At 58.9% G+C, this 16,858-nt stretch carries 16 protein-coding genes; 8 read left to right on the forward strand and 8 right to left on the reverse strand.

Annotated features, from left to right (window positions below):
- Positions 1–39: 39 nt before the first annotated feature.
- Positions 40–1,164: a sensor histidine kinase gene (locus ACAM54_RS09975; RefSeq protein WP_369650574.1), complete on the reverse strand. Its 1,125-nt coding sequence runs from the start codon at positions 1,162–1,164 to the stop codon at positions 40–42.
- Here ACAM54_RS09975 and ACAM54_RS09980 point away from each other — a divergent pair.
- Positions 1,163–1,654 (forward strand): DUF3606 domain-containing protein, encoded by a 492-nt coding sequence (locus ACAM54_RS09980; protein WP_369650575.1) that lies wholly within the window; start codon positions 1,163–1,165, stop codon positions 1,652–1,654. The two genes, ACAM54_RS09975 and ACAM54_RS09980, sit on opposite strands and share 2 nt — an antisense overlap.
- A gap of 11 nt (positions 1,655–1,665) precedes the next feature.
- On the opposite strand, the gene ACAM54_RS09985 is transcribed toward ACAM54_RS09980, so the two are convergent.
- Entirely contained in the window at positions 1,666–2,562 is an 897-nt protein-coding gene (locus tag ACAM54_RS09985) for a LysR family transcriptional regulator (protein WP_369650576.1), read from the reverse strand.
- A 123-nt stretch (positions 2,563–2,685) separates the two neighbouring features.
- Here ACAM54_RS09985 and ACAM54_RS09990 point away from each other — a divergent pair, with 123 nt between their 5' ends.
- On the forward strand, positions 2,686–3,339 hold the full coding sequence (locus tag ACAM54_RS09990) for a hydrolase (protein WP_145743054.1): 654 nt from the start codon (positions 2,686–2,688) through the stop codon (positions 3,337–3,339).
- Between the two features lie 37 nt (positions 3,340–3,376).
- Here the strand turns inward: ACAM54_RS09990 and ACAM54_RS09995 are convergent, their stop codons facing one another.
- The 6 genes from ACAM54_RS09995 to ACAM54_RS10020 all read right to left on the reverse strand — a co-directional run bounded on the left by ACAM54_RS09995 (position 3,377) and on the right by ACAM54_RS10020 (position 9,313).
- Entirely contained in the window at positions 3,377–3,853 is a 477-nt protein-coding gene (locus tag ACAM54_RS09995) for a hypothetical protein (RefSeq protein ID WP_145743058.1), read from the reverse strand.
- A 134-nt stretch (positions 3,854–3,987) separates the two neighbouring features.
- Positions 3,988–4,995: a spore coat protein U domain-containing protein gene (locus ACAM54_RS10000; RefSeq protein WP_369650577.1), complete on the reverse strand. Its 1,008-nt coding sequence runs from the start codon at positions 4,993–4,995 to the stop codon at positions 3,988–3,990.
- The gene (locus ACAM54_RS10005) at positions 4,992–7,319 is read right to left on the reverse strand and encodes a fimbria/pilus outer membrane usher protein (RefSeq protein ID WP_369650578.1); all 2,328 of its coding nucleotides are present in this window, start codon (positions 7,317–7,319) and stop codon (positions 4,992–4,994) included. Before ACAM54_RS10005 ends, ACAM54_RS10000 begins: the two co-directional genes overlap by 4 nt.
- Positions 7,320–7,353: 34 nt before the next feature.
- Positions 7,354–8,082, reverse strand: a complete 729-nt coding sequence (locus tag ACAM54_RS10010; protein WP_209535128.1) for a molecular chaperone — start codon at positions 8,080–8,082, stop codon at positions 7,354–7,356.
- A gap of 22 nt (positions 8,083–8,104) precedes the next feature.
- Positions 8,105–8,611, reverse strand: coding sequence for a spore coat U domain-containing protein (locus ACAM54_RS10015; RefSeq protein WP_145743065.1), 507 nt, complete (start codon positions 8,609–8,611; stop codon positions 8,105–8,107).
- 603 nt (positions 8,612–9,214) lie between these two features.
- A complete protein-coding gene (locus ACAM54_RS10020) occupies positions 9,215–9,313 on the reverse strand; it encodes a DUF3789 domain-containing protein (RefSeq protein WP_369650579.1) in 99 nt (32 codons plus the stop codon).
- A gap of 496 nt (positions 9,314–9,809) precedes the next feature.
- Between ACAM54_RS10020 and ACAM54_RS10025 the strand changes: the two genes are divergently transcribed.
- From ACAM54_RS10025 to ACAM54_RS10050, 6 genes are all read left to right on the forward strand, one after another.
- On the forward strand, positions 9,810–10,883 hold the full coding sequence (locus ACAM54_RS10025; protein ID WP_369650580.1) for a polysaccharide biosynthesis/export family protein: 1,074 nt from the start codon (positions 9,810–9,812) through the stop codon (positions 10,881–10,883).
- A 255-nt stretch (positions 10,884–11,138) separates the two neighbouring features.
- The gene (locus ACAM54_RS10030) at positions 11,139–11,846 is read left to right on the forward strand and encodes a sugar transferase (RefSeq protein ID WP_309929127.1); all 708 of its coding nucleotides are present in this window, start codon (positions 11,139–11,141) and stop codon (positions 11,844–11,846) included.
- A gap of 85 nt (positions 11,847–11,931) precedes the next feature.
- Positions 11,932–13,065: an NAD-dependent epimerase/dehydratase family protein gene (locus tag ACAM54_RS10035; RefSeq protein WP_369650581.1), complete on the forward strand. Its 1,134-nt coding sequence runs from the start codon at positions 11,932–11,934 to the stop codon at positions 13,063–13,065.
- A 93-nt stretch (positions 13,066–13,158) separates the two neighbouring features.
- Positions 13,159–14,190, forward strand: a complete 1,032-nt coding sequence (locus ACAM54_RS10040) for a hypothetical protein (protein ID WP_309929132.1) — start codon at positions 13,159–13,161, stop codon at positions 14,188–14,190.
- Between the two features lie 81 nt (positions 14,191–14,271).
- On the forward strand, positions 14,272–15,570 hold the full coding sequence (locus tag ACAM54_RS10045; RefSeq protein ID WP_309929135.1) for a hypothetical protein: 1,299 nt from the start codon (positions 14,272–14,274) through the stop codon (positions 15,568–15,570).
- Between the two features lie 12 nt (positions 15,571–15,582).
- A complete protein-coding gene (locus tag ACAM54_RS10050; RefSeq protein WP_369650582.1) occupies positions 15,583–16,848 on the forward strand; it encodes a lipopolysaccharide biosynthesis protein in 1,266 nt (421 codons plus the stop codon).
- Positions 16,849–16,858: the final 10 nt, after the last annotated feature.

The following is a 16,858-nucleotide window of genomic DNA, read 5'->3' on the forward strand; positions in this document are numbered from 1 at the left end:
ATGCGAGCGCGCGAGAAGCGGACTCCGGACCGGATGCATCTACTCGAGAGAGTGAAGCGGAAGGCTGATGGTGAAGACGCAGCCTGAGCCTGGAACGTCCCGGACCGTCAATGTTCCGTTGTCCGCTTCAATGCTTTGGCGAGCGATCGAGAGCCCGAGCCCCAGACCGGCCCTGATGTCATTGTTGGGCCTGAAAGGGATGAACATCTTTGCGGCTCCGCCTGGCGGCAGGCCTCCGCAATGGTCTTCGACATCGATGAAGACGTGTTCGCCCGAGGCGTAAGCGCTCAGGGTCACCATGGAGTTCTCCTGGGTGTACTTGAAGGCGTTCTGCAGCAGGTTGGCCAGCGCCGCATGCAGCAGATCCCGATTCGCCAGGATTGCCAGCGAGGGGTCGACGGCTCGCACCTCGAAAGCGGCGCCTTTGCGCGCCACATCGAGCCGGGCGACAAGGTCGACGTCCGCAATGAAGGATGCCACCGAGAAGAGCTGGCGTTGATCTGCCCCTTCGCCCCTTACTTCGGCCGTAGCCCTGCTGATCAACAGTCCCAGCGTGGAAAGGCTTCGCTTCAGGACCGCGCCCGTGGCGCCGCTGATGGCCATGTTGCCCAGTTCGAGCGCCCGCACCGCAAGGGTGGCCGTTCCGAGCGAGTTGCGCAGTTCGTGAACCAAAAATCCCAGCCGTTGCTTTTCGCCTGCGAGCTGCTGCACCGATATCTGGGCGTCGCGTTGAGCGCTGAATTCGGTGACGGCGTCCGCGATGGCGTTGTCCAGGCAGCGGTTCAGCGTGCGGAACTCGACCACGGCAAAGGGCGCGTCCCGCTCGAAGGCGAGGTCCGTGATCGCCTGGCAGAGATCGCCGTAGTCATGAACGACCTGATCCACGGTATAGCCGAGATTGAGCAGTTCCTTGCCGTGCGCGGTGGCGCTCACGCCGATTTCCGACAGGGCGAGCGCATCGCCCCCCGAGGGGCCCGAGATGGCGATGCTCAAATCCAATTCGTCGTCGTCTTCCGCGGCGAGCGTTCTCGTGAGCTGGTCCAGGAACATGGGCACGCCATGGGCCAGTTGCTTGTCGGTCGCCGCCCGAAGGGGGCGTTGTGCAACTTTCGCCTTGCACCTCGCAATCAGTTCGTCCCGATTGTGGAAAAGGAAGCGGTGCATGAAGACCTCCTTGGTCAGCGCACGAAGCAGCGGGGCACGCCAGCAACTCGTGCTTCGAAGGCTCGAAGGCCACTATATGCCTCCTGGGTCCGTGACGTCGAGAAAACTTCATGGGGCCCGTGCTTGTCTTTGTAGGTGCGCGGTCGTCACCAAGCATCCCACCTTCCTACAAGGAGGCTGCCAGCAACATGCGCCAATTGCCTGCATGGAGCGGCCAATTTCCCGGTTGAAGTTGATTCAGGAGCTGTCCGCCGACGAGCGGCGCTGGCAGCCCGATCCCGCAGATTGGCTCAAGGAACAAGACAACTTGGCAGGCGACAAGACCCATCCGAGCGTCCAGCACGCCCATCGCATCAATCTCAATGAAGTTTGCGAGATCAGAGACTGGACCCACGCACTCGGCGTGAGCGAGCAGGAGCTGCGAAATGCGGTCGCTGTCGTGGGCGACCGGGCGGACAGGGTGCGCGAATTCCTCACCCGACGGTATTGAGGGGCGACCTCTCAGGCAGGGACAGCCCCCGCAGGATGCGGAGTCCGGTCGCAATACTCGATCAGGAGTTCGGTGAGGACCCGTATCTTCCGTGCGGGATGCTGGCCCGGCGGCCGCACGACATACGCCCCGGCCGGGGGTGGTGGATGGCGTGTCATGACCGGCACCAGTGCCCCGGAGGCCACGTGTTCATGGGTGAGCCAATCGGGCAGGTAGGCGATCCCGAGTCCTGCGACAGCGGCGGCGACCAGGGCCGTGCCGTTGTCGGCCTTGAAGCGCCCCTGCGGACGAACCGTGATGATCTTGTCGCCGTCCGTGAGCTGCCAGGCTTCGGTTCCCTGCATGAGGGCCTGATGGGCAAGGAGCTCCTCCGGTGTCTCGGGCGAGCCATGCGCCTTGACATAGTCCGGACTCGCGACGAGCTTCCCGTGGACCGCGCCGATGCGTCTTGCGATCAGGTTGGAGTCCTGTAAATAGCCCACCCGTATCGCGCAGTCATAACCCTCCGCGATGAGATCGACGAAGCGGTCGCTGTAGCAGGTCTGGATGTGAAGCCGAGGATGCCGTCGCGCCATTTCCGCAAGCATGGGCGCGAAGTGGGTCGGGCCCAAGGAGAACGGCGCAGCAACGCGCAAGCGGCCGCGAAGGTCGCCGGCGGGCAGGATCGCTTCCCTGGCCACGTCGATCTCGGCGCAGACCCTGGCTGCATGGTCCCGGAACGTGGCCCCGGCTTCAGTGAGAGCAGCCCCGCGGGTGGATCGCGCAAGCAGCTGGACACCGAGTTCTGCCTCAAGTCGGAAGAGACGGCGGCTGACGATCGACTTGGACACGCCGAGCCGCAGCGCCGCCGACGAAATCCCCCCGGCGTCGGCAACTTCCACGAATGTCTGCAGCTCTTCGATGTCCAACTTGGTGTTCCCCATTCCGCGACACAGCTCGCCGCGAAATGGTACTACCGCATCAAAAGCCGGAACAACAGAATCCTGCTTCGGGACAACGTCCCGCTCTCAACAGCAACAAAGGATTTATCAATGACTTTTCGCAACGGCCTTGCTTCGCTTCTTCGTCCCGAAGACTCGGTACTCGTTCTTATCGACCACCAGCCCTACCAGCTTGCCAATCTGAACAGCCACGACCCGCAGGCCGTGGTCAACAACACGACCGCGCTGGCGAAGCTGGCAAAAGCCTTCAATGTTCCGACCATTCTCACCAGCGTGATCGCGGCGCGTGGTGGACTTCTGTTCAGACAGATCACCGACGTATTTCCGGACCAGGAGGTCATCGATCGCACCTGGGTGAACACCTGGCAGGACGAGAATGTGGTGAAGGTCGTCAAGGCGACCGGCCGCAAGCAGCTGATCATCGCCGGCCTGTGGACCGAGGTCTGCGTCGCCATGCCTGTCATCCAGGCCGCCGGCGAAGGCTGGGACGTGACCGTGATCACCGACGCGTCGGGCGGGATTTCGAAGGAGTCCCACGAAGTTGCCATCCAGCGAATGATCGCGGCCGGCGCGAACGTGATGACCGTGATGGCGCTCGCTGGCGAATGGCAACGCGATTGGGCGCGCACCGAGCATGTCGAGGAGCTGACCGAGATTCTCATCCAGCACTTCAGCGGCAGCGGCATCGCCTACCTTTGGGAGCAGCAGCTGCTCAACACGCCTGTGCCTGGCAAGGCAGGATGACCTGGGCGGGAGGACCGCTCGGGTTATCCGCCGCACCTCAGTAAATCACCGTCACCCTCGTCGAATTGCTCCCGTCGCCATCCGCAGCAGCAGCGGCAGCCGTCCGCGGCGCGGCGCGGGCCGCGATGGCGGCCATGGCGCCGGTGGCGCTGCGCCAGGTGGGGTCGAGGCTGTCGAGGCCGTCGGCGGTGGTGCCGGCGACCGTGAAGGTGGTCTCGCCGATCTTGTCGAACTGGTACTCGCGGCCCTTGATGAGCACCGACTTCATGTTGGTCCAGACGCGGTATTCGTGGCCGCCATTGACCGGCGTGACCTGGAGCACCTTGAAGGTCGGGAGGACGATCATCGTCACGTTGAACCGCGCCGTGGCGCCGTGTGGGCTGTGCGTCGGCTCCGCGGAGCCGAGTCGCAGCGGCAACAGCAGCATCATGCCGACGGCGGCCGCCGCGCGGGCCGCGCGCGGTGGAAGCGGCGGGCCGGCCGAACCCGCACGGGACAACATGTTTCCGGACATGGGACCTCCTCTCGTCGCAACCTCGGTGGAGGGCATCGCATCGATGCCCCAACCTGGGTTATCGGCAGAGTAGCCGGAAAATTAAGAGCCGTCGCGCAATTTATCGACGATGCCCGCTGGCCCCCGCCGCAGGCTCAGTAGGTCACGGTGACCGTCACGGTGTCCCGGTAGCTGTCCGGCCGCACGTTGAGGCTGCTGCCAAGGACCCGGCCATACACGGTCAGCGCCTGGGCCAAGCCGTTGCCGGTGCTCGCGACGGTGTTGGTGTCTATCACGTTGCCCCATGGCGCCGTGCGGGCCGCATTGCTGTAGAGCCGGTAGGGCACCGTGTCCGTGTTGCCCGGCACACCCCCCGTCGGCGTCATCGCCCCGGCGCCCGTCGTCGATCCGTTGGATGGCGACAGCGCGACCTTGTAGGCGGTCGCCGTCGTGCAGGTGACGTTGACCGTGCTTGTCTGGTCGGCGTTGGCCGCGCCCGGCAGGCCGTCGATGCTGCCGAAGTTCAGCGGGTCGGCCGTCACCAGGCAGCTCTTGGGGATGGTTGCGCTGACCACGAAGGGAAAGTTGTCCGACGCCCCGGTGTTGCAGTTCGTCGGCATGGAGTTCGCGCTCGACGAGAGCGTGATCGAGGTGTGGATCCCGCCAAAGCTGTCCTGGTAGGAGCCTGGAGGGACCGTGCCCTGGAGCGCAAGCAGTTCGCCGCGCATGGTGGCGCTTCCCGGCACGCTCGTCCGGCGGGCAATGGTGAGCGTCGCCACAAAGGGACTCGGCACCAACGCATTGCCGTTCGAACCCCAGATCGTGTTGCTGGTCCCTTGGTAGAGCTGGAACTTCAAGCTGTTTGTGCCGCTCTTCATCACGCGCGGATTGAAGTTCGTCAGGCCCTCGTCGCCGTCGCCAATGTTGAAGCAGGCCCTGACGAACACGGTGTTGTTGCCGCTGTTGGTGCAGGTGTAGTCCAGCGTGGCGGTGGTGGATGGGGGCGTGCTCCCGTCGACCAGCTCGACCGTGCCAAAGGCCACGTTCGACATGCTCGCGGTGCAGCTGACTTGCGCCTGCGCGCTGCCCACCGGCAGCCACCACAGCAACATGCAGAACAGCGGCAGGCGCAGCGCCCCCAAGGTGCGAGTCAAAAAGCTCATGGCGTCTTGGCCTCCCTGATGCAGCGCAGCGGCCCGATCTGCGGAATCCCGGCGCCATCCTTGCGATAGTCGAAGCTCGCGCGGCAGCGGCCACCGCCCGGCGTCTGCACCTCGAGCGTGTTGCGCGGCTGCAGCGACTCCAGGTACACCGCGCCGTCAAAGCCTACCAGCGCCGGCTCGCCGGTGCTGCCGTTCACGCGCACCCGGCTGCCCAGCGGCAGCGGCTTGCCCGCCTCGTCCGCCAGCAGCAGCGCCGCCGCATTCACGGGCGTGATGCCAAAGCGCACCAGCGTGCCGGCGCGGTCGCTCGGCGTGGCCACCGTCTTCACGCGCTCGATCCGCACGTCGGCCGGCAGCTGCATCGGGTCGATCGACAGCTGGTTGTTCTGGTAGGCGCGCAGCGGCGCCACCAGCAGCATGCCGTGGCCGTCCGTGGTGCCGATGTCGCGGTTCTCCAGGCGCACCGGCACGCCGGCAATGCCGTCGGTGGAGACCACCGCAAAGGCATCATCGATGCGCCGCGCCGCAAAGGGCTGGCCGCCCATGAAAGCGATCGAGCCGGTGGCGCCCGCGTAGGCATAGCGGCTGTCGCCCAGCACGCTGATGCCCGCCATCGCGCGCCCGTAGCGGCCCAGGTAGTCGATCTCGGCCTGGCCGCCGTTCTGGCCGCCGCCCTGGCGCAGGCCCGCGCGCCAGCCGATGCCGCCTTCGCCCGGAATCGAGCTTTGCGCGTCGGCCGAGAAAGTGGTGCGGTCGCCGTCGCGCTGCACGCCGGTGCTGGCCGTGATCTTGCCGTCCAGCGCCCAGGTGAAGCCCACGTACAGGCTGCGTTCGCGCCGGTTGTCCAGGTTCTGGTTGAGGCTCACGTTCACCGAGGCGCCGCGGCCAATCGCGCTGAACCAGTAGACGCTGGCCAGACGCGTCGGCTGCTGCGCCGGATAGCGCAGATACAGGTAGCTGAGGCCAAAGCTGCCGAAGCTCCCCGTGGTGTAGCCGATCGATGCGCGGCCCGATCCGCGCGGCGGCGCACTGCCGTACAGCGACGCCACGTCGCGGTACTCGCCATGAGTGCGCGTACCCTCGACCGCAAAGTTGAAGTGGTTGTCGCGCCAGCTGTAGCCCAGGTTGACCAGCGAACCTTGCTCCGAGCGGTAGCTGCTGCGCGCCACCGCGCCCGCCAGCACGCCGCTCTGGCCGAGCAGCCAGGCACCGCCCACGCCGGCCTTGACCAGTCCCTTGGTGGCTTCGCCATGCGCTTCCATCGTGAAGCTGTTGTTCACGCCATAGCGCCAGGTGCCGCTGGCCGCCGGATCGCTGCCATATTGGAACGAGCGCAGGCCGTAGTCCTTGCGCACCATGCCCAGGTCCACCGACCAGTCCGACAGGCCCGCCTCCAGCAGCCGCTGCGTGTCGTACAAAGAAAAATCGAGCGTCGTCGCGCGCCCGAAGGCATCGGTCAACACCACCTGCGCATTGCCTGCGCCGTTGATGCTCGGCACCGTCTTCAGCTGGAACGGCCCGGCCGGCACCTGGCCCGTGTACTGCCGCAAGCCGTTGATGTACAGCTCCACCTGCGAAGGCAGCGCGGCCGCTCCCAGGAAGGCCGGCAGCGGCGTGGTCGTGCGATAGGGCTGCAGCGCAAAGTTGCGCGACAGCTGGATGCCGCCGATGCGCGTGGAGCGCGACCACGGCAGCGAGGCCGTGGTGGTGTCGCCCACGCGAAGCGTCAGCATGTCTTCGGGGAACGAGGTGCTCAGCGTGGTGTCCAGCCGCACCGAGTCGTGCGTCCAGCCCTCGCCCGGAAGGCGGGCCGAGCGCGACATCATCGTGTTGCTGAGCACCGTGCTTCCGGTGAACGCGCGCAGCTCGGTCAGCGCGTTCAGGCTCGACGTATTGCCGCGCCCCTGCGTGCCATACAGGTCGTAGTTGAGCAGCAGGCCGGGCGAAGCACTGGCCTTGGGCACGATCACCGCCGACGTGTCGACCACCGTGGTGGGCAGGCGCAGCACCTCGGCCGAGGCATTGATTTCAACGCTCTGCGTTGCGGCGTCGTACTTGATCTGCAAGCCCGGAAGGCTCTTGAGCCGTACCGGATCCGACACGCCCGGCGGCAGCACGAAGCCCAGCTGCCGCAGCGTGGCGGCACTGGCCCACAGCTCCTGGCCGCGCAGGCCAAAGTGCACCAGCCCCTGCGGGTTGCCGTTGAGGCTCAGGTCCAGATAAAGGTCGCTGCCGGTGGGGCCGGCCAGCTCGCCCTCCGCGGGCGCGACCAAAGATGCGCTCGAGCCGGCTGCGGCATTCTCAGCCTGGGCGGCAAAAGACATCAGGCCGGAAAGAAGCAGCAGTGGCAGCAGGCGCTCAGCGGGCGCGTGGGAGCGGCGGGATTTTTTCCTGCGTCGCGTTGCCATTGATCTTCGTTTCCAGGATGCCGCCGAGGGCAAAAGCCTCCGCGGAAGTCTTCAGTGGCCAACGCATGCGCGCACCCGGCAAAACATAGCCCAGCAGGCCGGCATGCACCGGCGTGCGGCGGCCCACCGTATCGAGAAATTCCACATCGGCAAGCTGCGCATGCACGCCGCCGGTGTTGGCCACTTCGAGCACGGCCTGGCCTTCTTCGCGGCGCAGCGACCATGCAAGCTGCGGCTCGGACGACTGCGCGCCCGCCGCTGCAATGAAGATCGGCACCGAATAGCGCAGCACCAGCTGCAGGCCCTTCTTTTCCTTCATCTCCACCGGCAGCTCGTCGATCACGACCCGGTACGAACCTTCGACCGTGCCGGCCGGAACGCCCGTGCGAATCACGCGGATCAGCTGCCGGTCCGACGCGGCCAGCTGCACCATCGGCGGACTGACCAGCAGTTCGCGCGAGGGCGTCAGCTTCTCGGTGCCGTTCTCCTGCGCCCAGTGATAGACGCGCACCTGCGCGTGCACCACCGTATCGCCCGTGTTGCTGAGCCAAAGGCCTTCGGCGTTTTGCGTGGCCTGCAGCGTCAGCGTGACCGGAGACACCTGCAGCCCGCTGGCCGATGCAACCGCCTGCACCAAGGCAAGCGCGAGAACAGCGGTATGGCGAAGCAGGCGGCGCATGGGCAATCGATCGATCAATCGATCAGTAGTTGACCTGGACCGTCACCGTGTCCGAGTAGGCGCCAGGCGTCACGTTGGCGCTGGCCACCGTGGCGTACACGGGAATCGTCTGTGCCGCGCCGGTGCCGGTGCCGGCCACGCCGTTGCCCACTGCCGTGGAAGTGGCCGTGCTGCCCCAGACGGCGCCGGTGGCGCTCACCGAGCGGAGCTGGTAGGCCACCGTGTCCGAACCGGTCGCGGGGCTCATCACGCCGGCGCCGGTGGTGCTGTTGTTCGAAGGCAGCAGGCCGATGTTGTAAGGCGTGGTCTTGGAGCAGGTCACGCTGATGTTGCTGTTGCCGCTCAGGTTGGTGGCAGAGGAATCGACCGTACCGAAGTCGATCTTCGAGCCGGCGCCCGCCACAACCGAGCAGGCCTTGGCGACAGTGATCAGAACCTGGAACGTGGCCGTGGCCGGGCTCGTGGCTGCCAGGACAGCGCTGGTGGTGACTGCAAGGGTGGCTGCAACGATGAGGGAGAGTTTTTTCATGGTGAACGCCGACTGGTTAAAAAAATGTTGGAAGAGGGGGGTTGAGAAACGCGGAACCTGCCGTGGCAAAGTAACAAAATAGTTCTCAGTATGGAATTATTGATACTTTAGTTTCAAAAAGTCAACTGACGCGCTCCAACTCGTCGCGCGGTGGTGACACGCTTTGAGGTTTCCCGGGGGGTACCCAATCTGCCGACGCAGGGGCTACCCCGCCGCTTGGCAAATGGATGTTTTGGCTCGAAGGCGCCTCGGTACAGGGGCAAGAGCTCCGGTACGTGCCGCATTCCTTCTGGCTGTCAAACCCGCCCAGAAGGCGGGGTGTGCAGAAGCAATCGGCACAGGCAGGGCCGGCAATCGTTTTCGAGTGCCGACGCCTGTTCCGCTGGGACCAATGTCGCTTCTGACTTACAAAATGTAGCCCGAAGTACCTGTTGTCACAGACGGGTGCTCACATTTTAAAAGCAGTTTTGCCAACTCCGTCACGGATTTCCGTGGGGAAAAGGCCTGGCAGCGGCTGAGCGTGCCGTCATGAGGGGCATCCCGCGATGATGCGAAGAAACAACAGTTACCCGCCCCGCCCCGAGCAGGTCAGGGCGGCCGGCCTCAGTCGTCGGACCTTGAAACGTGGAGCAGGCACATGAACAGGACGCCCACGAAAGCGCCAGCTACGAAGATCCCGGTGTCGATTGCGAAGGTATACATGGGTAAAAACGACAAATGCCCTCCCGAAAAGCTCTTTTTGGAGCATTGGACATGTCGCACCTGACCGCCTGCTGAGTGCCGCTGTCAATCCCCTGGCGCGCTTAAAAAAGCGATTCGACCTCCCCAATACGAGTGATGACAAGTTCCCGGTTTCTTCGCTCTACCGTGTGCAACTTCGCTCAAGTAACAGTGTTGTTCCGACAAGGACATCCATCACATTTTTCGCAGAAGATGGGTTGCAAAAGGTAAGACACGTGAGATATCTCTGAAAAAGTGATCCGCGTCACTAGTTGAATACAAACGTTTAGCAACAAAAGATAAAATATCGGTACGTGATGAGGTATTCAGCAACAAGCTAAACCTCAAAAAAGGCCTATCGGCCAAGCCGAAGCAACAAACGAGGGGGTCAGTTTTGAGACGAGAAGTAACCGCGGCAGCATGGGCTGCCGCTGTAGTGTTGGGCACTGTGCTCCAAGGGTGCGCCGTCGTGCCGGGCATGGGTACCGTCGAGCCGTACCAAGTCGCCGAAGAACTACCCCCCAAGTTCCAGTACTTGCCTGACGCAGCACCCGAGGACCGGATTACCCCCATCACGCCAGCCCTGGTGCGCACGCTGGCCAAGGCCGCGCCCAAGAACGTACCACCCGAAGTGCAGGCGCTGTTCGGCAAGCCGCAGCGCTACACCATCGGCCCCGGAGACGTGGTGGGCGTCATCGTGTATGACCACCCCGAGTTGCTGCCCAACGCCGGCGCCGTCATCTCCCAGCAGACCGACCCAACGGGCGTGAGCGTGGCGCCGGGCTTCATCGTCGATTCGTCCGGCGAAATCGCCTTTCCGTATGTTGGCCGCGTCAGGGTGGCAGGGCTCACCGAGGCGGAGGCGGGCGACCTGATCTCCAAGCTCATCGTCACCCAGGTGCGCGAGCCCGAAGTGACCGTGCGCATCCAGTCCTTCCGCAGCCGTCGCGCATACATAGAAGGCGAAGTGCGCGTACCGGGCTCGCAGATCTTCACCGACGTGCCCATGACGCTCACCGAGGCCATCAACCGCGCGGGCGGCATCACCGCCAACGGCAACCGCTCGGCCGTCACCTTGGTGCGCGACGGCAAATCCATCGACATCGATCTCACGCGCCTGCGCGAAGCCGGCCGCGACGGCAACGACATTCCCCTGAAAAACGGCGACACCATTCGCGTGGCCAACCGCGAAGACGCCAAGGTGTATGTGATGGGCGAGATCCTGCGCCCATCGGCACTCACGGTGCGCAGCAACGGCCGCCTCAACCTGAACGAGGCGCTGGGCGAAGCGGGCGGTCCGGTGCTCAACACCTCCAACCCCGGCCAGATCTATGTGATTCGCCAGGGTGCCACCGGTTTGCCCGCGATCTTCCACCTGGATGCCAAGAACCCCGCCGCCATGGTGCTGGCCAGGCAGTTCAGCCTGGAGCCGCAGGACGTGGTCTACATCGACCCGGTGCCGCTCGTGAAGTGGAACCGTGTGGTCAGCCTGATTTTGCCTTCGGCCCAGGTAGTGAATTTGGGCAGTGAAGTGGGAGTGCGATACCGATAGGTACCGATCTATAGCGTGGCCGGTCACGCTTTCAAACCCAACTGGGGCCGGCGCAACCTTACTAATTCCTTTGTCATGAAATTCGCGGCGATTGCCGGCGAGGAGGATTTGTGCGCCCAAAAAAATCATTCCAAGGTGGCTTTGAAGGCGGTGCTCGATACCAGGAATTGATCGCAGCCTCAGTCCCATATCAAAAACGCTCGCAGCGACTTCGGCAACGGCGTAGTTCGTAATTTATATAAACGGGGTCAACGTATGAGCGAGAACGAAGAAGCTGTAAATGGGTATGCAGCCAATTTTGCTGATCCAGGACTTAGGCAAAAGGTGCGGCATTCGACGCATCCAGCTTGGGAAAAGGTATTCAAGCGAATGATCGACATTGTGGCCGCCTCGCTATTTATCGTCATCCATAGCTGGCTTTACTTGATTTTGTGGTTGGGTGTTCGTTACACAACGGGTTCTCCAGCCATCTACAGCCACCGCCGTGTCGGTCGTGGAGGCAAGGAATTCAATTGCCTTAAGTTCCGATCCATGTTGGTGAATTCTGCCGAAGTTTTGGATCGACACTTGGAGGAAAACCCTGAAGCCAAGGCCGAATGGGAGCGCGATTTCAAATTGCGAGATGATCCCCGTATCACCAAATTCGGACGCATCATCCGAAAGACCAGCCTAGATGAGTTGCCGCAATTCTGGAACGTACTTCGTGGCGAAATGAGTTTGGTCGGCCCTCGCCCGGTGATTGCCAAAGAGTTGGAGCGCTACTACGGCGGCGCCGCAATTTTCTACTCAAGCGTCAGACCTGGCATCACGGGTCCATGGCAAGTTGGCGGACGAAATGATCTTGGCTACGACGAGCGGGTAAGGCTGGATGTTGGTTATGCACGAAATTGGTCGTTGGCGGGGGATTTGCTGATCGTCGCAAAAACGTTCGCCGCTGTAATCACAAGACGTGGTTCCTATTGAAGTGGCAATACTCTTGAGCGTTTCAAAAATCCTCTTTTACTGATCGATCTTGAGTCGTTCAATCAATGTTGTTAACGAGATTCCAATGAATATCTTGATTTCAGGCGGCGCCGGCTTCATTGGCAGCGCATTGGCAATCGCCTTGGTCAACCGAGGCGACCAAGTCACCGTGCTTGACAACTTTTCGCCTCAAATCCACGGTGAAGATCCGCAGTCGTCTGCCCTGGTGCGGCGTTTGCCTGACTCGGTGCGCTTGATTCAGGGGGATGTTCGAAGCCGCGAAGACTGGGCGAGTGCTTTGTCTGGTCAAAACGTCGTCATCCACCTGGCAGCGGAAACGGGCACAGGGCAATCGATGTACGAGATCGATCGCTATGTGGATGTCAACATCCGCGGCACGTCGCTGCTACTCGACATCCTGGCCAGGAAAGAAGCGGGTAGTGAAACCGTGCGGCGGCTCGTCGTGGCTTCCTCCCGCGCGATCTATGGCGAGGGAAAGTACAAAGGCCGCGACAGCTACGTCTACCCCGGTGCGCGCGATCCCGGCGATCTGAGCAATGGCATCTTTGACTGCCGGGATCCCGAAAGCGGAGATATCGCGGTGGCCGTTCCTACCGACGAAGACTCGAAGATCCATCCGAGTTCCATCTACGGCATCACCAAGCAGGTGCAAGAACAATTGATACTCACTGGTGGTGCCAGCCTCGGCATCCCCAGCGTGGCACTGCGCTATCAGAACGTGTATGGGCCGGGCCAGTCTCTGAAGAATCCGTACACCGGCATCCTCTCGATCTTCTCGACCCTGCTTCTTCAAGGCAAGGACATCAATATTTTCGAGGATGGCAAGGAAACCCGCGACTTCGTCTACATCGATGACGTGGTCAGCGCCACTCTTGCCGCCATCGATGCCGATGTGAGTGGCGCCGCCTACAACGTTGGCACCGGCCAGGCCACCGACGTGTTGAGCGTCGCGCAAGCACTGAGAGCCAACTACGGCAGCGACGGCGAAATCAAAGTTACCGGCAACTTTCGCGTGGGCGACATCCGTCACAACTTTGCTGATCTGACTCGGGTCAAGTCCGACCTTGGCTTCGTGCCAGCAGTGGACTTTGCCCATGGTGTGAAGGCGTTTGCTGACTGGGTGCAAACCCAGGAAGTCAGCGATTCGGGCTACGAGCGATCCGTCAGCGAGATGCGTAGCAAGGGGCTGCTGAAGTGAGTTTTCATCCAACAACGAACGGCCTTGTGTCGGAGCAAGCATCTCTTTCCCTGGCCCTGTATTGCTTCGCCTAATTCTCCACGCTTCAAAGGTATGTCCGTACTCTTCATTTCATCCAGTTTCTTTGGCTACGCCACACACATAAAGAAAGAGCTGGAAAAGCGATTCGAAAATGTCCTCTGGTATGAAGACAGGCCTTCCACAAGTTTTCTCGGAAAAGTAAAAACGAGACTACTTCCCAGCATTGCGGAGAAAATGGCTTTTCGCTATTTCAAGCGCATTGCCGATGAGAATAGAGACAAAAAAGTACGGGAAGTTTTTGTCATAAAGGGTGAATCCCTTTCTGTCGAATCGATAAAATATTTAAGAAAAGTATTTCCTGATGCCATTTTCAGGTTGTATTTTTGGGATGGCTACAAAAATATGCCATCCTCTTCATTTGCAAAGGTCGACTATTTTGACGTGGCGTTGAGTTTTGATCCGGTCGATGTAAAAAATGACTCAAGACTGAAATATCGGCCTTTATTTTTTATTAGAGACTATCAAAACGATCGGCCGGTCACCCCTGATATCGATCTGCTGTTTGTTGGTACTGCGCATACCGATCGATATAAGATTGTCAAGAAAATTGATGAATCTTTGGCGGGGTCTGGTGTGAATTTTCACAAAGTACTTTATTGCCCCAGTCGAATCATATATTGGGCGAGAAGGGTATTTGATCCGAGTTTCTGGAGTGTCAAAAAGGACGATTTTATATTCAAGCCAATTTCTCACAAAGAGTTATCTGGCCTTATGTCAAGAGCGGGCGCGATTTTAGATATCGAGAGAACCGCTCAAACTGGCTTCACGATGAGGACGCTGGAAATTCTCGGGTCCGCAAGAAAACTGATCACGACTAATCCCAGTGTTCTTGGCGCGAGTTTCTATGATCCAAAGAATGTCTTGGCGATTGATCGTAAAAATCCTGCGATACCAAAAGATTTCCTAAGATCGCCGCGCATTGATGTTGACAAAGCTATCATTGCCTACTACTCGATAGCTGCTTGGGCGGACGAGATTTTCGGTGCTTTGCCAAAGATTCGGGCGAAACTCCCCGAGCAGCAAGTGCCGACACTTGTGGATTAGTTTTTTTCCTAAATACTGCTGGACAATGGGTGGGTTGACAATGAAATATATTTATATTCGCAGGCCCTGACTAAAAATAACATGCGAGCAATAAAATTCGCTGCGCCAAGATTGCGATATAAATCCATTCTTTTGTGGATTTCGTTTGCAACCGCATTCATTTCCGGACTATATGTTGAGACGCCCGTCGGAATCCTGTTTTTCGCTTATTTTGTTATGGCGGCAACTTATGTTCCCATGGTGGTATTTAACCGGTCGTTTGGTGTCACCAAGGATTTCGTTTTTTTATTTGTCCTCCTTCTTCTCGTCTCACTGATCAGTGTGCTGCTCACGTATGAGAGTTATGGAATGTTCGTAGAAAGAGTAATTTCTGCGAGCGCAAAAATCATGCTACTCATGTTTTTTGTTGTCTATTACTACTCGGCATATCGATTAACTGGTAAATCGGTCGATGCACTTTTTGAGAAATACCTGCAGGTTGCAACTTTCTTTTCATGGCTGGGTATCGCGCAGCAATTGTTTTTCGTTGTGGCTCAAGTTAACATATTTTCTCCGTTCACTGAAGGCGCTAAAGATTACGGGGCCTACTTGGGAATTGCCGGACTGAGTGTTGAACCGGCGTTCTATGCATGCGCGCTGGTCCCTGCCGCTGCTTATTACATATCCGGTTTCGTGCGCCACTTTAAGGTAAGCCTGAGCGGAGCAGCGGTCATCCTAGCCCTGATATTTTCAACTTCATCTCTCGGATATCTTGGCCTGTTTGCAGCGGTAGTGATTTCATTCTTGACCGGATTAAGTCCAAAAAAACTCTGGATCCTAAGTTTTACGATTCCATTTGCGCTGTTCGGCGCATACAAGCTGTCCGAAACAGAATTCTTTCAGTTGAGGTGGAACGATACAGTCTCCATGCTCGCAAACACTGAATTGACTGTCGATGATGGGATTAACATTAGCACCTACTCTGCAGTGGTGAATGCGTCGATTGCCCAGCGCTCCATTGAAGATAATTTTGGAATAGGAGCGGGATTTGGAATGTATAGCGTTGTGTTTGACAAATACATTGACAATTATGAAATGCCAACGTACCGCGATGAACTCCCAGGCCGAGGTTCCGCGACATCAATGCTGAGTCGCCTAACGGCAGAGCTTGGAGTGGGAGCTTGGCTGTTTATCTGTCTATTTTTCTATTGGAGTTGGCGAGTCATCAGGTCTGAAAACTATGCTGCGATAAGCATCGCGTGCCTGTCGAGTTTGATTATTATTCTTCTTCGGATGGGGGAATATTATGCCAATGGTATCGTCTTTGTATTTCTTTTGATTTACCTGATGCACAAGGAATTGCGAATCCTCAGGCGAACCGAGCAAAGCTCTCTTCCTTAAAGCGCTGTACTGATGAATTTGCAACGGGTCGCGGCGGTATTAAATACTCTCATTTTGCGTGGTGCGGGGGCGGGTGTTGCGGTTTTATTTACTGTTCTCGTTTCTCGCTACTTGGAAACAAGAGATGCAGCTCGATTTTTTTTGTTATTCAATATTAGTGTCATCGCAGCTGTGTGCTATCGCTGGGGGTTGGACGAAGTCATCATCCGACGCATAGCTTCTGCTTCCACTTCCGACGTTTCTACACTGAGAGCGCAGTTAATTGCCATTTCTCATCGGCGCGTACTAACGTGGACAGGATTTTCATTGATTTGGACTCTGGCGCTGCTGCAGCCAAAGATAAGTTCATTGCTTTATGGATTCACGTTTACTGAAGCCCTTGGCCTTACGGTTGCATCAGCGCTGATTGCGCTTTCTGCATGTGCTGCTCGTGCTTACCAAGGAGAAGGACGTACAAACCTTGCCACATTTCTCTTGAATATTGTGGTTCCTCTTTTTTCGCTTTTCGGATTGCTACTACTGATGGCAGGGGGCTGGCGCCTCAACGCTGAGAAACTCTTTTTCCTGTACACAGCCATTGCTTTTTTTGTGTACTTGAGCGTTATTGCAACTTACAGATCGCCTCGGTCAGTTTTAGCGCGATGCGCTAGTGGTCCGGAAGCTGCTGATCGGAGGGCAGACTCTCGTGCAGCTAATAAGCTCGGCGGAGTAGTCTTGGCGCAGCAAATTTTGGGCTGGTCGGCGTTGCTTGTAGTGCCAACTGTCTATGGCGCCGAACTTTACAAAGGCTTCGTGGTGGCGCAGAAAATTTCAACACTTATCAGCTTGGTAATGTTGGCGATTAACTTCACATTTTCGTCGCGCTTCGCTGCCTTGTACGCTGAAAGAAAGTTCAATGAATTGCGGAGAATCATAAAGATTTCATTTTTTGCAATTTTTGGTGCCAGTATTTTGGCATTTATCGCCATTATGTTGTTTCGCGAGAAAATTTTCGCGTTCGCTCGGGTGGAGGCAAATATGGATGCCACACTTGTAGTGTTGCTATTCAGTCAAGTACTCTTTTCGGTTGCCTCGCTCTTTTCAGTGGTGCTAAGTATGTGTCGAGATGAGAGCTTCCTATTGATTTCGCAAGGCGCAATAAACTTCATTGGGGTCCTTGTGTTTTTTTGCTTGAGCTACTTTTTTTCCCTCGAGGTAGCTTGTGTTGCTTTTGTGTTTGGCTATTTGGTGCTCTCATGGATATTGGGTATGCGGGTGCGTAATATCACTGTCGCTTGAGAGGAGTGAC

The sequence above is a fragment of the Variovorax sp. V93 genome (assembly GCF_041154485.1).
Classification (GTDB): Bacteria; Pseudomonadota; Gammaproteobacteria; order Burkholderiales; family Burkholderiaceae_C; genus Variovorax; species Variovorax beijingensis_A.

Coding starts and splice junctions, on each gene's coding strand:
- ACAM54_RS09980 (WP_369650575.1), top strand. CDS start 1,163: ATGAAGACCTCCTTGGTCAGCGCACGAAGCAGCGGGGCACGCCAGCAA.
- ACAM54_RS09975 (WP_369650574.1), bottom strand. CDS start 1,164: ATGCACCGCTTCCTTTTCCACAATCGGGACGAACTGATTGCGAGGTGC.
- ACAM54_RS09990 (WP_145743054.1), top strand. CDS start 2,686: ATGACTTTTCGCAACGGCCTTGCTTCGCTTCTTCGTCCCGAAGACTCG.
- ACAM54_RS09995 (WP_145743058.1), bottom strand. CDS start 3,853: ATGTCCGGAAACATGTTGTCCCGTGCGGGTTCGGCCGGCCCGCCGCTT.
- ACAM54_RS10000 (WP_369650577.1), bottom strand. CDS start 4,995: ATGAGCTTTTTGACTCGCACCTTGGGGGCGCTGCGCCTGCCGCTGTTC.
- ACAM54_RS10005 (WP_369650578.1), bottom strand. CDS start 7,319: ATGTCTTTTGCCGCCCAGGCTGAGAATGCCGCAGCCGGCTCGAGCGCA.
- ACAM54_RS10010 (WP_209535128.1), bottom strand. CDS start 8,082: ATGCGCCGCCTGCTTCGCCATACCGCTGTTCTCGCGCTTGCCTTGGTG.
- ACAM54_RS10015 (WP_145743065.1), bottom strand. CDS start 8,611: ATGAAAAAACTCTCCCTCATCGTTGCAGCCACCCTTGCAGTCACCACC.
- ACAM54_RS10020 (WP_369650579.1), bottom strand. CDS start 9,313: ATGTATACCTTCGCAATCGACACCGGGATCTTCGTAGCTGGCGCTTTC.
- ACAM54_RS10025 (WP_369650580.1), top strand. CDS start 9,810: ATGGGTACCGTCGAGCCGTACCAAGTCGCCGAAGAACTACCCCCCAAG.
- ACAM54_RS10030 (WP_309929127.1), top strand. CDS start 11,139: ATGAGCGAGAACGAAGAAGCTGTAAATGGGTATGCAGCCAATTTTGCT.
- ACAM54_RS10035 (WP_369650581.1), top strand. CDS start 11,932: ATGAATATCTTGATTTCAGGCGGCGCCGGCTTCATTGGCAGCGCATTG.
- ACAM54_RS10040 (WP_309929132.1), top strand. CDS start 13,159: ATGTCCGTACTCTTCATTTCATCCAGTTTCTTTGGCTACGCCACACAC.
- ACAM54_RS10045 (WP_309929135.1), top strand. CDS start 14,272: ATGCGAGCAATAAAATTCGCTGCGCCAAGATTGCGATATAAATCCATT.
- ACAM54_RS10050 (WP_369650582.1), top strand. CDS start 15,583: ATGAATTTGCAACGGGTCGCGGCGGTATTAAATACTCTCATTTTGCGT.